The following is a 14,403-nucleotide window of genomic DNA, read 5'->3' on the forward strand; positions in this document are numbered from 1 at the left end:
ATGGCAACCAAGTCCCTGTCCCCCGGCCGCGGGGGATCCAGCAGCGGCATGAACGGCCGCGACCGGGAGGAGCGGCGCCTCGCGTTCCGGATGACCGCTCCGTCCCTGGTCCTCATGGCCCTGGTGGCGGCAGTCCCCATCGGTTACGCGCTCTGGCTTTCCCTCAACCAATACAGTGTCCGCACTGCCGGCCTGTCCCGCTTCGTCGGCCTGGACAACTACGTCGCGGCCCTCACCGGGCCGCACTGGTGGGCAGCCTTCGGCCAGACGTTCCTCTTCGCAGGGCTCTCGGTCTCACTCGAACTGGTGCTGGGCACGGCCATGGCACTGCTGCTCAATCTTGCCTTCAAGGGCCGCGCACTGCTGCGTACCGTGGTGCTGCTGCCGTACGCGGTGGTGACGGTGGTCAGCGCCATCACCTGGGAAACGATGTTCCAGCCCAACCTGGGCCTGGTCACCACTGTCCTGTCAACGCTGGGCCTCCCGGGCGGGGACGTCATCTGGCTTGGCGAGCACGGCTACGCGATGGCCGTGATCGTCCTGGCCGATGTCTGGAAGACGACGCCGTTCGCAGCCCTCATCATCCTGGCCGGGCTGCAGGTCATCCCTGCCGAAACCTACGAGGCGGCGGAACTTGATGGCGCCAGCAAGTGGCAGGCCTTCGTCCATGTGACCCTGCCCCTGCTCCGTCCGGCGATTGTGCTGGCGGCGATCTTCCGCACCATGGATGCCCTGCGCGTCTTCGACCTGCCGTTCGTGCTCACCCGGGGCGCCAACGGCACCGAGTCCATGTCCATGCTGGCCTACACCCAGTTGCGCGAGAACCGCCTGGTGGGTGAAGGATCGGCGCTGTCCATCCTCACCTTCCTCACCGTCATGGTGGTCTCAGTGGTGTACATCCGCTTCGCGGGCGGCAACATCCGTGAAGTTGCCAAGGAGGAACAATGAGCACGCTGACCGCACAGCGAACGGCGGCCGGGACCGCCGCCCCGGGCGCCAGGACGCCCAAGCGCAGGCCGCGAGGCAGGGCAGAGCTGCATCCGATGGTGTGGGTATTCGTCATCGCCGTGATGGGCTTCTCGCTCATCCCGTTCTACTGGCTGGTCAACACCTCCCTCAAAAAGGGCGTGAGCCTGTCGCAGGGTGAACTCTTCCCCAGCCAGCCGACCTTCGAGAACTACGTGGCTGTGTTCCAGAACGCCGAGTTCCTCCTTGCCCTGCGCAACTCGGTGATCATCGCCGTCGTCACCACCACGGTGGCCCTGGTGTTCGCCTCCTTCGCCGCCTATGCCCTGGCCAGGCTCAAAATGCGCCGCAAAGCGCTGATCCTGACCCTTATCCTCTCGGTCACCACCTTCCCGGCCATTGCCATCGCGGCACCCCTGTTCTCCATCTGGCGGGAAATCGGCCTGTACGACACGCTCCTTGGCCTGATCATCCCGAAGCTGACCTTCGCGCTGCCCCTGGCGATCTACACGCTGACCTCCTTCTTCAGGGAGATCCCGCGGGAGCTGGAGGAATCGGCCTACATGGACGGGGCCACCCCCTTTACCGCCTTCCGCAAAGTCATCCTGCCGCTGGCTGTCCCGGGCCTTGCCACGACGGCGATCCTCGTGTTCATCTCGGTATGGAACGAATTCCTGCTTGCCGTCACCCTGACCACTTCCCCGGAGGCCCGTCCGGTCCCGGTGGCCATTGCATTCTTCAGCGGGACCAGCGAGTTTGACCAGCCGCTGGGCACCATCAGTGCGGCCTCGGTGATCATCACGGTCCCGCTCGTCGTCCTGGTGCTCCTGTGCCAGAAACGCATTGTCTCCGGCATGACCGCCGGCGCCGTCAAGGGCTAGAAACCTGAAGTCCCCAACCACAACACAAAGGAAAAACCCCGTGAGCAACGAGCAGTCCCCCAGCCGGCAGGCTTCTGACCTGCAAGAACCAGGCTCCAACGAACTGAGGGTGGGCGTCGTCGGCATCGGCTGGGCCGGACAGCAGCACCTCATGGCCTACAACGGCCTGGACGGCGTCCGCATCGTGGCGCTGGCCGGGATGGAGCAGGACCTCCGCGACTCGCTGCAGGCCGAATACTCCATTCCCAACGCGTTCGCGGACTGGAAGGACATGCTGGAGCACGGCGGGCTGGACGCGATCAGCGTGGCAGTGCCCACCTTCCTGCACGCACCCATTGCCATCGCCGCCCTGGAGCGGGGAATCCACGTGCTGAGCGAGAAGCCCATCGCGCGCAACGCCGTCGAAGGCCAGGCCATGGTGGATGCCGCCCGCAAGGCGGGGCGCGTCCTGGATGTGGCCTTCAACCACCGCCGCCGCGGCGACATCAAGGCACTCAAGGGTGTCATCGACGACGGCGGACTGGGCCGGCCGTACTACGCCAAGGCCTCCTGGCTCCGGCGCTCCGGCATCCCCACGCTGGGCAGCTGGTTCACCAACCCGGAGCTCGCCGGCGGCGGACCGCTGGCGGACATCGGCGTCCACGCGCTGGACTACGCCCTGCACCTTCTCGGTGAACCCAAAGTGGTGGCCGTCTCCGCCGCCACGCATTCCGAGCTGGGTCCCCAGGGGCGGGGCGGCGGAAGCCGGTACTCCGCCCAGGCCACCAGCCACGCGTTCGAGGTTGAGGACTTCGCCTCGGCGTTCCTCCGGCTGGAGGGCGGCGGAACTCTGGTGATCGAAGCCAGCTGGGCCACCTACCGGGAAACGGACGACCTGCTGGACTTCACCGTCTACGGCACCGACGGCGGCGCCGAGCTCAAGGTGCAGGGGGCGCCCTTCCCGCCCGTCGGGCAGCTGCGGGTGTTCACCGACAAGGAGGGCGAATCCGCCGACTACGTGCCGCCCGTGCTGCCGGGCCGCGCCCACGACGCAGTGGTGGAAGACTTCATCACGGCAGTGCGCGGCGGCGAGCAGGCCTGGGGCGGGCACGATGGCTCCCTGGCGCTCTACCGGGCACAGATCATCGACGCGTGCTACCTGTCCGCACGCGAACAAAGGGAGGTTCGTCTCTAATGAACGACAAGCTGAGAATCCGCGTCTGGAACGAGGGCGTCCACGAGGCCAACAACGAGCCGTCACACATCGGGGAGATCTACCCTGACGGCATCCACGGCGCCATCGCCGGGGGGCTCCGTTCCTACTACCCCGAGGCGGAAATCACGACGGCGGTGCTGGCCACCGACGATGAGCACGGCCTGGATGAGGAGGTGCTCGCCGAGACGGACGTCCTGCTCTGGTGGGGCCACGTGGCCCACCACGAGGTGAGCGATGCCGTCGTCGAACGCGTCCACCGGCACGTGCTCGGCGGCATGGGGCTCATCGTGCTCCACTCGGGGCACTTCGCCAAGGTCTTCACCAAGCTGCTGGGCACCACCTGCTCGCTGGCCTGGCGGAACGACGGCGAGCGCGAGCTGGTGTGGACCGTTAAGCCGTCACACCCCATTGCCGAAGGCGTGGACAGCCCCATCGTCATCCCCGAGCAGGAGATGTACGGGGAACTGTTCGATATCCCGGACCCGGACGACCTGATCTTCATCAGCTCGTTTGCCGGCGGCGAGGTGTTCCGCTCAGGCGTCACCTTCACCCGCGGCAAGGGACGCATCTTCTACTTCAGCCCCGGCGACCAGGAGTACCCGGTGTACCACCACCCGCAGATCCAGCGGGTCCTGGCCAACGGCGTGAAGTGGGCGGCCCAGCCGCAGCTGCACCGTTCCGTCCCGGAAGTGACCAACCCTTCCCGGGGCTGGTTCGGCGAGCCGTAGGGAGTTTTGTCCAGATATGCAGGGTTGCGGGGCCTTTAAATCGGCTTATCTGGACAAAAACTCCACTGCCCTGGCGCCGGCCCCGCTGCCCCAGCTGCGGATTTTCCCCATAGCCGGGGCGGGTTCCAGCAGGTACAACTGAGAGATGACTACCCCAGAGCTGGTCCTAGGCCCCATGATGCGGTACGTGGACCAGACTTCGGCGAGCATCTGGGTGGAAACCCGGGACAACGCCCGGGTGACGGTCAGCGCCGGGGCCGCGGAGTGGGAAGCCCGGACCTTCGCCGTCCATGGCCACCACTATGCGCTGGTGGAAGCGGACGGGCTGGAGCCCGGGTCCGTGACTCCCTACACGGTGGCAGTCAACGGGGTACCGGTGTGGCCTGAACCCGGGACGGGGTTCCTGCCGCCGGTGATCGCCACCCTCAAACCCGGCAAGCCGCTGCGCCTGGCCTTCGGTTCCTGCCGCACCAGCGTCCCGCACGACGGGTCCGGCAACCGGAGCCACGGCGTGGATGCCTTGCGGGCCTACGCCCTGGCAATGAGCTCCGGCGGCAAGGAACCCTGGCCGGACCTGGTGGCGTTCCTCGGGGACCAGGTCTACGCCGATTCCACCAGCGGGCAGATGCAGGAATTCATCAAAGCCCGGCGCGACATCACGGAGCCTCCCGGCGAGGAACTCAAGGATTTCGAGGAATACGCGCACCTCTACAACCTGGCCTGGTCCGACCCCGCCAACCGGTGGCTGCTGTCCACCCTGCCCAGTGCCATGATTTTTGACGACCATGACATCCGTGACGACTGGAATGCCTCGCGGAGCTGGCGGGAGGCCATGGAGGACACGGACTGGTGGCACGGACGGATCGTGGCGGGCCTTGCGTCCTACTGGGTGTACCAGCACCTGGGGAACCTGTCCCCGCAGGAGCGCGCCGCGGATGTGGTCTGGCAGAAGATTGCCTCCCACCGCAGGGACGGCGAACCGGACATCAGCACTGAGCTGGACGGTTTCGCCGAACGGGCCGACCAGGATCCGGAAACCTACCGGTGGAGCTTCTGCCGCGACTTTGGCGACACCCGGCTCCTCGTGGTTGATTCCCGGGCCGCCCGGAACCTGGATCCGGACCACCGCGCCCTGCTGGATGATGCCGAGATGGACTGGCTGGACGCCCGGATGCGCGGCGGTTTCCGGCACCTGCTGGTGGCAACGTCCCTGCCGTTCCTCCTGCCCATGGGCCTGCACCACCTTGAGGCCTGGGACGAGGCAGTCTCCGAAGGCGCCTGGGGGAAAATTCCGGCGCGGTTCGGCGAAAAACTGCGCCAGGCCGTGGACCTGGAGCACTGGGCCGCCTTCCAGGAGAGCTTCCGGCGGGTTGCCGCGATGGCCGAGGACGTGGCCGACGGCGGCCGCGGACCTGCCCCCGACAGCGTCACCTTCCTGTCCGGGGACGTGCATTTTTCCTACGTCTCCGAGGTGGAGCGGACTGCGGGCAGCCGCATCATCCAGGCCGTCTGCTCGCCCATCCGCAATCCGCTCCCGCGGGTAATGCGGTCCTTCGGCGCCGTGATGTCCTACGGCCTGGCCACGCCGATCGGAGCATTGGCCGCACGGTCAGCCAAAGTCCCGGACCCGCCGTTCCGCTGGTCCGGGATCAAGGGCCCGTGGTTCGACAACAACCTGGCCTGCCTTGAAGTGGCGCCGGAGGGGCTGAAGCTGTGGTGGCAGCGGGGCGTCGTGGAGGGAGGCGATAACCTCAACCCGCGCCTGGAACGCGTGGCGGAACTAACGGTCACTCCACGCAGGACGGCGGGGAATCCTGCCACGACACCCTCCTAGATCAGGCCCTGGGCCAGCATCGCGTCGGCAACCTTGACGAACCCGCCGATGTTGGCGCCGAGCACGTAGTTGCCCGGGTCCCCGTACTCGTCAGCAGTTGACGCGCACCGGTGGTGGATACCCACCATGATCTCGGTCAGCCGCTCTTCCGTGTGCTCGAAGGTCCAGGAATCGCGGCTGGCATTCTGCTGCATCTCAAGCGCGGACGTGGCAACACCGCCGGCATTGGCGGCCTTGCCCGGGCCGAACAGGACGCCGGCCTCCTGGAAAACGGCGACGGCCTCGCGGGTGGACGGCATGTTGGCGCCTTCGCCGACGGCAAGGAGCCCGCCGCGCACCAACCCGGCGGCAGCAGCGCCGTCGAGCTCGTTCTGCGTGGCGCACGGCAGCGCCACGGAGGCGTCCACGTCCCAGACGGAGCCGCCCTCCACGTAGGAGACGCCGGAACGGCGCTCGGCGTAGTCCTTGAGGCGGCCGCGTTCCACTTCCTTGACTTCGCGAAGAAGCGCGACGTCGATGCCCGCCTCATCCACCACGTAGCCGGAGGAGTCGGAGCAGGCCACCACGGTTGCGCCGAGGTCCTGGGCTTTGGCGATGGCATTGATGGCAACATTTCCGGAGCCGGAAACCACCACGCGCTGGCCGTCAAAGGATGCCCCACGGGTCTTCAGCATTTCCTGGGTGAAGATCACTGTTCCGAAGCCGGTAGCCTCGGGCCGGACCAGGGAACCGCCCCATGAGATGCCCTTGCCCGTGAGGACGCCTGATTCGTAGCGGTTGGTGATGCGCTTGTATTGGCCGAAGAGGTAGCCGATCTCCCGCCCGCCCACGCCGATGTCGCCGGCCGGGACGTCGGTGTATTCGCCGATGTGCCGGTACAGCTCGGTCATGAAGGACTGGCAGAAGCGCATGACTTCTCCGTCGCTGCGGCCGCGGGGGTCGAAGTCGGAGCCGCCTTTGCCGCCGCCGATGGGCATGCCGGTGAGGGCGTTCTTGAAGATCTGTTCGAAGCCCAGGAACTTGACGATGCCCAGGTAGACGGAGGGGTGGAACCGCAGGCCGCCTTTGTAGGGGCCCAGCGCCGAGTTAAATTCCACCCGGAAGCCGCGGTTGATCTGTACACGTCCGGCATCATCGGTCCAGGGCACGCGGAAGATGATTTGCCGCTCGGGCTCGCAGAGCCGCTCCAGGATGGCGGCTTCGAGGAATTCGGGGTGCCTGTCATGGACGGGTCCGAGGCTCTCGAAGACTTCCACCACCGCCTGGTGGAACTCCGCTTCGCCCGGATTCCTTGCCAGGACAGTATCCCTGATGGCTTCCAGCCGTGAATCCATGTGTCTTCCTCACCTCTGCGTGACCGTGGGACGGCCGAAAGCGATCCCGGACGCACCTATAGTTGAGATTTCAACTTTATCGGATTATGACCGCGCGCCCCCAGACGGCCTGCCCGTCATCCCTTACTATCCGTATTGTGACAGATCTATTCCACATAACGAAAATATCGCGCAGTTCGGCCTGCATCCGCGAGGCCGCCTGATGGCGCACATCTGCCTGCTGCTGTCCGGGGCGGCCCTGCTCCTCAACGGTCTGGCCATGCTCAGATTCCTGCCCCGCCGGGACGCAGCCGTATTCAGCCTGGCGGTCGGATCCGTCCAGCTGGCGCTCGGCGTGGGTTACGTTGCGACGGCTGGAGCGGGCGCAACGCCGCTGCTGACTGCTGTGGGAATGTTCCTGTTCGGCCTGACGTACCTCTATGTGGGGCTGGACGTCCTGCTGCGCCTCGGTTCGCGGGGACTGGGATGGTTCTGCGGCATGGTGGGAGGTTGTGGCCTGCTTCTTGCCACGGCCTGGCTGGGAACAGATCCCCTGCTGGCGGTCCTATGGTTGTGCTGGTCGGTTCTGTGGGGACTGTTCTTTGCGTCCATGGCAGCGGGCCTGGGCCGCCTTGACCCCTTCATCGGCTGGGCGCTTGTGCTGACGAGCCAGGTCACAGCCACCCTCCCCGCTTTCCTCGGCCTGGCGGGGATGTGGCCGCGTGAGCCTGTCGTGGCGGGGCTGGCAGCAGCTTTCCTGGCCGCGCTTTTTGTCCTGGCAGGCTTCCTGGCACGCGTACCGGCCCGGCGCAGAGTTGCTCCTCGCCGGGCCGGTACAGGGCACGTTGCCGTTTCTGCCGGCTCCAAAGCGCCCGTTAGTTGACTGTATGGCCGAGGCTCTCCGCCTTGTGCCGGCGCTGCACCCGGGCCTCCACCAGCACTCCGGCCGCAAACACCACGGGAACAACCACCAGGAGCGCGGCCGCCGTCCCGGTGCTGCCGCCGATCAATGCGGTGAAGTTGCTGACCACGAGGAACAGGATCCATCCCAGCAGCAGGGCCGCGAGCGCAGGTGCGATCAGCGTCTGCCACAGCCCGGCGTCACCGCGGTCCCTGCGGAAGAATGCGGCGACGGCGGCGGAACAGAGCATGTACAGCACCAGGAGCGCCGCTACAGCCAGCCCGCTGAACCAGGAGAACAGGGTCAGCACGGGATCCAGCGCCAGGACGGCGAACGGAACCACGAGAATGACGGCGGCGGCGGTCTGGATCCAGGCTGCAGAGGCCGGGGCGCAGTGCCGGTTGGTCCGGGCCACGACGGCGGGCATGGAACCGCGCAGGGCCAGGGAGTGCAGGTAGCGGTTGATGCCGTCGTGGAAGGCGATGATGCCTGCCAGCAGTGACGTCACCAGCAGGACGCCTGTCACCACGCCCGCCCAGGGACCGAACAGTTCCACGATCGGCCCCAGGACGAAGGAGGTGGAATCGCCTGACTCAAGGGCCGCCCCCGCTGCATCCATGACCTGGGACGGGCCGTAATAGCTGACCAGCATCCAGGAGATGAAGGAGAAGAAGACGGCGATGACGCCCACGGACAGGTAGGTTGCCCGTGCCACGGTGCGGTGCGGGTCCTTGGCCTCTGCCGAATAGATGGCTGTCGACTCGAAGCCGAACATGGACGCCACAGCGAACATGATGGCCACTCCCGGAGCGCCGGTGGCGATGGCTTCCGGTGAGAAGGATGCCGCCAGGCTGATGCCTTCCGGTCCGCCGCCGCTGAACAGCACGGCGACGCCGAACAGCATCAGCACTGCCACCTCCAGCCCAACCAGCACGGCCAGCACGCGGGCTCCGAGTTCGATATTGAGGGATCCAAGCACCTGGACTCCGGCCATGGTTGCCAGGGCCAGAAGCCACCAGGGCACCTCGAGGCCCATCGACGCGAGCAGGCCGGAGAATGCCGCCCCGTACAGGCCGTACATCGCGGCCTGGATGGTGTTGTAGGCCAGCAGCGCAAGCCAGGCCGCGCCCGCGCCAATCCTCCTGCCGAACGCTGCGGTGATATAGGCGTAAAAAGCGCCGTTCGCCTGGATCCTGCGGCTCATGGCCACGAATCCCACGGCAAAGATGACAATGACAATGCCGACAATCAGGTAGGCGCCGGGGGCGCCTGCCCCGTTGCCAAGGGCTGCGGCGAGCGGCGAAGCTCCCACGATGCCGGTCAGGGGCGCCTGGGCGGACAGGACAAAAAACAGGATGCCCAGGACGCCGATGCTTCCTGCGCGGAGGGCTGTGGAATGCTCCTTGGCCGGAGCGTCGGCAGTCCGGGACCCGAAATTCGAAATACTCATTTGATCCTTTTTAATGGTCATGAGCGTGGGGAAGATTATTGGTCATGAGCGTGGGGAAGAGCTGTGGAATCCAGCGTGGCAGCGGGCGGCTGCAGGTCTTTGTCCGTCAGCGATCAGTTCTTGTCCGTCAGCGCAGTGCCGTGCGCGCAGTGTCGTCCGGGCAGCGCCGGAAGCGGTGCCGCGGTCCCGGCGGCAGGGTGCGTACACAGAAACACGCCGTCCCGGGGCTGACCTAAGGAAGCCGCACCCCGCCGTCGGGCGTTCCCCTGCCGTGTGACATGGGATACTGCCGTAACATCTTTCCTGCCGGAAACCCCGGCGGAAGCCGGAAGGAGCCGTGGGCATGCAGGAATCCGTCAGGGTGGACGAAACGGCGCTGGAGCACGTGCTGGACGCACTGTCCCGCGAACGGAGCCTCGGACTCGCCCCTGATCCGGCATTCGACCGGCGCCTGGAGCAGCATTTCCCGGACCTGTGCCGGCTCTTCCGGTCCCTGTACGAAGCCCGGCAGGACTGGCTGGACCAGCTGACCGCCCTGGTGGTGGAGAGCGCACGCTCATGGCAGGAGCGGCCCGCTGACCTGAAGGCACTCGACGCCCAGCGGGAGGCGGACAGCGGTTGGTTCCTCTCCAACACCATGCTTGGCGGCGTCTGCTACGTGGACCGGTACGCGGACAACCTGGACGGGCTCCGCAAGCACATCCCGTACTTCAAGGAACTGGGCCTGACCTACCTGCACCTCATGCCGCTGTTCCTTGCTCCGGAGCCACACTCCGACGGCGGCTACGCGGTTTCGAGCTACCGCCAGGTCAACCCGAAGCTGGGCACCATGGAACAGCTCCGCGACCTCGCGGCAGAGTTCCGCGGCCACGGCATCAGCCTGGTGGTGGACTTCATCTTCAACCACACCTCCGACGAGCACGAGTGGGCCAGGCGGGCCGCTGCCGGCGACCCTAAGTACAGCGACTACTACTGGATTTACCCGGACCGGACCATGCCGGACGCCTTCGAGCAGAACGTGCGCGAGATCTTCCCGGAAAACCACCCCGGGTCCTTCATCCAAATGGAGGACGGCCGCTGGGTGTGGGCCACCTTCCACACGTACCAGTGGGACCTGAACTACTCCAACCCGGACGTGTTCCGGGCGATGGCCGGCGAGATGCTGTTCCTGGCCAACCAGGGCGTGGACATCCTGCGGATGGATGCGGTGGCGTTCATCTGGAAGCAGCTGGGCACCCCCTGCGAGAACCTGCCCGAGGCCCACATCCTCCTGCAGGCCTTCAACGCCGTGTGCCGGCTGGCCGCCCCCTCGCTGCTGTTCAAGTCAGAGGCAATCGTGCACCCGGACGAGGTGGCGCTCTACATCGACCCCGCCGAATGCCAGCTCTCCTACAACCCGCTGCAGATGGCGCTCATCTGGGAATCCCTGGCCACCCGGGACGTTTCCCTCCTGGCCCAGGCACTGGAGCGGAGGCACAACATCCCGGGCGGCACCTCATGGGTGAACTACGTCCGCAGCCACGACGACATCGGCTGGACGTTCGCGGACGAGGACGCGGCAGAGCTCGGAATTAACGGCTTCGACCACCGCCGTTTCCTGAACTCCTTCTACGTCAACCGCTTCCCCGGCAGCTTCGCCCGCGGCGTGCCGTTCCAGGACAACCCCAAGACCGGTGACTGCCGCATTTCGGGTACGACGGCGTCGCTGTGCGGCATGGAGGTGGACCCCGCTGAGGCGGTGGAGCGGATCCTCCTGGCCCACTCGGTTGCCTTCAGCACCGGCGGCATCCCCCTGCTGTACCTCGGCGACGAAGTGGGCCAGCTTAACGACTACGGCTACGCGAAGGAGGAAGGGCACGACGCCGACAGCCGCTGGGTGCACCGGCCCCACTATCCGAAGGAACAGTACGCCCGGCGGCACGATGCGTCCACGCCGGAAGGCGCGGTGTATGCGGGCCTGAAGCGCATGATCGAGGTCCGCGGCGCTGCTCCTGAACTTGCGGGAACAACGCTCCTCGATTTCGATACCCACAACAGGGGCGTCCTGGCCTACCAGCGGCCGGCAAGTGCGGCCGACGGCGCGGAGACGAGAATCCTGGCGCTCGCCAACTTCAGCGACGAGCCCCAGACCCTGCCCGCCGAAACCTTCTCCGGTTTCTCAGGCGCCGCCGTCGACCTCCTCTCCGAAGCCGCACTGCAGCTGGACGAGGGCGTCACGCTCCTCCCCCGCCAGTACACCTGGCTGCGCGTCACTCCGGTCTAGTCCCGTCCTTCCCCAACTGGGTAGCAGCAGATGTCCTTTTGGGCCCCCAAACCGACATCTGCTGCGACCCAGTTGGGCCTGCGGGCTCGGTCCGTGAAACCATACGGATCATGGCCCAGAAGATTGCGTACCAGGGTGAGCCCGGCGCCAACTCCAATATCGCGTGCAAGCAGATGTTCCCGGACATGGAAAGCGTGCCCTGCGCCAGCTTCGAGGACGCGTTCGAACTCGTGGCCAGCGGCGAGGCGGAGCTGGCCATGATCCCCATCGAGAACTCCATTGCCGGCCGAGTGGCGGACATCCACATCCTGTTGCCGCAGTCCAACCTGCAGATCGTGGGTGAGTTCTTCCTGCCCATCCACTTCGACCTGCTGGGCATCCCGGGCAGCACCATCGAGGACGCAACCGAGGTCCACAGCCACATCCACGCCCTGGGCCAGTGCCGGAAGCTCATCCGCGAGCACGGCCTCAAGCCAGTCATCGCCGGTGACACTGCAGGCTCCGCCCGGGAGGTCAGCGAGTGGAACGATCCGCGCAAGCTGTCCCTGGCACCGCCGCTGGCCGCGCAGATCTACGGCCTGGACGTCCTGGCCTCACGGGTTGAGGATGACCCTTCCAACACCACCCGCTTCGTGGTCCTGGCCCGGGAAAAGGAACTGCCGGCCCGGGATGAGCTTTCCGGACCGGCAGTGACCAGCTTCGTGTTCCGCGTCCGCAACGTCCCCTCAGCGCTGTACAAGGCACTGGGCGGCTTCGCGACGAACGGGGTGAACATGACGCGGCTGGAAAGCTACATGGTGGGCAACGAGTTTGCCGCCACCATGTTCATGGCCGACGTCGAGGGCCACCCCGAGGACCTGCCGCTGAAGCTGGCCCTCGAGGAGCTGGACTTTTTCACCACGGAGGTGCGGATCCTGGGCGTTTACGCTGCCGCGGAATACCGGACGGGTCAGACAGTCAGCGGCTGACCGGCCGGACGGCTTTTGAGGAGCGGCCCGAAGAACTGCGCCAGTTCGGTGGTGGCCGTCAGCGGCAGGACGTTCGCCACGTACTGGTCCGGCCGCACCACCACCACAACGCCGCCGCGGTCCAGGCCGCGGAGCTCGAAGATGTCTGCTGAGGGGTCCGTGCCGTAAACCTTCTCGTAGTCCGTGAGCTTGAATGGGCCCACCTGCGGCTTGAAAACCGCCGGCACCGCGTTGATGTCAAGCTCCGTGTGGGGCTGCTGGTAGATCACCTTCACGTCGAACCACGCGTCAGGATCAGCGTCCGACGGCGTTGCCGCCAGCGGTGATTCGGCCGCCTCCGCCAGCCACTGGGCCAACTTGTCCGTGGCAGAGCCGGTGCCCGGAAGCGCGGCGTCGGCGAACACGTAGATCCGCCAGCGTCCGTCTGCCGTGGCGTGGTGGCCCAGATGCATGGGATTTGTGTCGCCTACCCGCACCACGGGCGCTGACTTGAACCGCTTGCCCACCGGGAAGCCGGCTGCAAGGGCCTGGTGGTCTGCCGGTGCCACGAGCATGGACGGCGCGTACTCGGTCATGAAACCGGCCGGGAACTCGGCAGTGCGGACATAAAAGTCCTCAAGGTCCGAGGGGTTCTCGAACTCCTCGGGCTTCTTGGCCATCATGGTGGACCATTCCTTGTCGAAGTCGATCAGGTTCTTGGCCACCACCTGGCGCTCCTCCGAGTAGGTGGACAGGAGGCTTTCAGGGCTGCGGCCTTCCAGGACATGCCCCAGCTTCCAGGCAATGTTGAAGCCGTCCTGCATGGACACGTTCATGCCCTGGCCGGCTTTGGCACTGTGCGTGTGGCACGCGTCGCCGGTGATGAACACCCGGGGGGTCCGTGTGCCGCGGTCCTCCGGCAGGACGTCGTCGAACCTGTCCGTGAGCCGGTGCCCCACTTCGTAGACGCTGTGCCACGCCACGTTGCGCACGTCGAGGGTGTAGGGATGGAGGATCTCGTTGGCTTTGGCGATGATCTGCTCGATGGTTGTACTTCTCACGGCGTGATGGGTAGCCGGATCCACCTCACCCAGGTCCACATACATGCGGAACAAGTACCCGCCCTCGCGCGGGATCAGCAGGATGCTGCCTTTTTCGCCCTGGATGGCGCACTTGGTGCGGATGTCGGGGAAGTCGGTCACGGCGAGCGCGTCCATCACGCCCCAGGCATGGTTGGCCTGGTCCCCGGCGAGGATGCAGCCAATCGCTGCGCGCACTTTGCTCCGGGCACCGTCGGCACCAATAACGTACTTCGCCCGGACTACGCGCTCCTGGCCCTCGTTCGGTCCGTCGGTATGCAGCAGCGTTACGCTGACGGGATATTCGTCCCCTTCCGTGATGTTGAGGGACTGGAAGTCGTAGCCGTAGTCGGGCGTCATGCGGGTGGGTGCGTTGGCCATGTACTCGGCGAAGTAGTCCAGCACACGGGCCTGGTTGACGATAAGGTGCGGGAACTCGCTGATGCCCATCTCGTCGTCGACGGCCCGGGCGGCCCGGGCGATGTTGGCGCGGTTCGCGGGGTCCGGCTTCCAGAACGCCATCTCGGTGATGTGGTAGGCCTCGGCAATGATCCGCTCAGCGAAGCCGAAGGCCTGGAAGGTCTCGACGCTGCGCGCCTGGATGCCGTCAGCCTGGCCGATGGCGAGGCGGCCCGGACGGCGCTCAATGATCCGGGTGGTGATGTTCGGGAAGCGGGACAGCTGCGCTGCCGCAAGCATTCCCGCAGGCCCGGTGCCAACAATCAGCACGTCGACTTCCTCCGGAAGCTCCTGGGGCCGGTTCAGGCCAACGCCGGCGGCGGGCAGGACTCGCGGGTCTCCGGATACGTAGCCGTGGTGGTGGAATTGCACGGGATTTCCTCACTT

At 66.2% G+C, this 14,403-nt stretch carries 11 protein-coding genes; 8 read left to right on the plus strand and 3 right to left on the minus strand.

Going from position 1 to position 14,403, the window contains the following annotated elements:
* The 5 genes from AC4BCK_RS19145 (at position 1) to AC4BCK_RS19165 (ending at position 5,604) form a co-directional block, all read left to right on the plus strand.
* Positions 1-948: a carbohydrate ABC transporter permease gene (locus tag AC4BCK_RS19145; protein WP_251420253.1), complete on the plus strand. Its 948-nt coding sequence runs from the start codon at positions 1-3 to the stop codon at positions 946-948.
* The gene (locus tag AC4BCK_RS19150; protein WP_310114297.1) at positions 945-1,847 is read left to right on the plus strand and encodes a carbohydrate ABC transporter permease; all 903 of its coding nucleotides are present in this window, start codon (positions 945-947) and stop codon (positions 1,845-1,847) included. The genes AC4BCK_RS19145 and AC4BCK_RS19150 overlap by 4 nt, the downstream gene beginning before the upstream one ends.
* A gap of 40 nt (positions 1,848-1,887) precedes the next feature.
* Positions 1,888-3,021, plus strand: coding sequence for a Gfo/Idh/MocA family protein (locus AC4BCK_RS19155; protein WP_490566349.1), 1,134 nt, complete (start codon positions 1,888-1,890; stop codon positions 3,019-3,021).
* Entirely contained in the window at positions 3,021-3,770 is a 750-nt protein-coding gene (locus tag AC4BCK_RS19160) for a ThuA domain-containing protein (RefSeq protein WP_490566350.1), read from the plus strand. Before AC4BCK_RS19155 ends, AC4BCK_RS19160 begins: the two co-directional genes overlap by 1 nt.
* Before the next feature lie 145 nt (positions 3,771-3,915).
* Positions 3,916-5,604, plus strand: a complete 1,689-nt coding sequence (locus tag AC4BCK_RS19165; RefSeq protein WP_490566351.1) for an alkaline phosphatase D family protein — start codon at positions 3,916-3,918, stop codon at positions 5,602-5,604.
* Here the strand turns inward: AC4BCK_RS19165 and gdhA are convergent.
* Positions 5,601-6,938 carry an NADP-specific glutamate dehydrogenase gene (gdhA, locus tag AC4BCK_RS19170; RefSeq protein WP_066279713.1) on the minus strand — a complete coding sequence of 446 codons (1,338 nt, stop codon included), beginning with the start codon at positions 6,936-6,938 and terminating at the stop codon, positions 5,601-5,603. The two genes, AC4BCK_RS19165 and gdhA, sit on opposite strands and share 4 nt — an antisense overlap.
* 202 nt (positions 6,939-7,140) lie before the next feature.
* On the opposite strand from gdhA, the gene AC4BCK_RS19175 reads away from it, so the two are divergent.
* Entirely contained in the window at positions 7,141-7,800 is a 660-nt protein-coding gene (locus AC4BCK_RS19175; RefSeq protein WP_251420244.1) for an AmiS/UreI family transporter, read from the plus strand.
* Here AC4BCK_RS19175 and AC4BCK_RS19180 read toward each other — a convergent pair.
* Positions 7,793-9,268: an APC family permease gene (locus AC4BCK_RS19180; protein ID WP_490566352.1), complete on the minus strand. Its 1,476-nt coding sequence runs from the start codon at positions 9,266-9,268 to the stop codon at positions 7,793-7,795. The genes AC4BCK_RS19175 and AC4BCK_RS19180 overlap by 8 nt on opposite strands.
* 343 nt (positions 9,269-9,611) lie before the next feature.
* Here AC4BCK_RS19180 and AC4BCK_RS19185 point away from each other — a divergent pair, with 343 nt between their 5' ends.
* Entirely contained in the window at positions 9,612-11,531 is a 1,920-nt protein-coding gene (locus AC4BCK_RS19185; RefSeq protein ID WP_490566353.1) for an amylosucrase, read from the plus strand.
* Between the two features lie 110 nt (positions 11,532-11,641).
* On the plus strand, positions 11,642-12,499 hold the full coding sequence (locus tag AC4BCK_RS19190; RefSeq protein ID WP_174176269.1) for a prephenate dehydratase: 858 nt from the start codon (positions 11,642-11,644) through the stop codon (positions 12,497-12,499).
* On the opposite strand, the gene AC4BCK_RS19195 is transcribed toward AC4BCK_RS19190, so the two are convergent.
* A complete protein-coding gene (locus AC4BCK_RS19195; RefSeq protein WP_363958952.1) occupies positions 12,481-14,388 on the minus strand; it encodes an FAD-binding monooxygenase in 1,908 nt (635 codons plus the stop codon). The genes AC4BCK_RS19190 and AC4BCK_RS19195 overlap by 19 nt on opposite strands.
* Positions 14,389-14,403: the final 15 nt, after the last annotated feature.

The organism is Pseudarthrobacter sp. As-47, assembly GCF_058215595.1.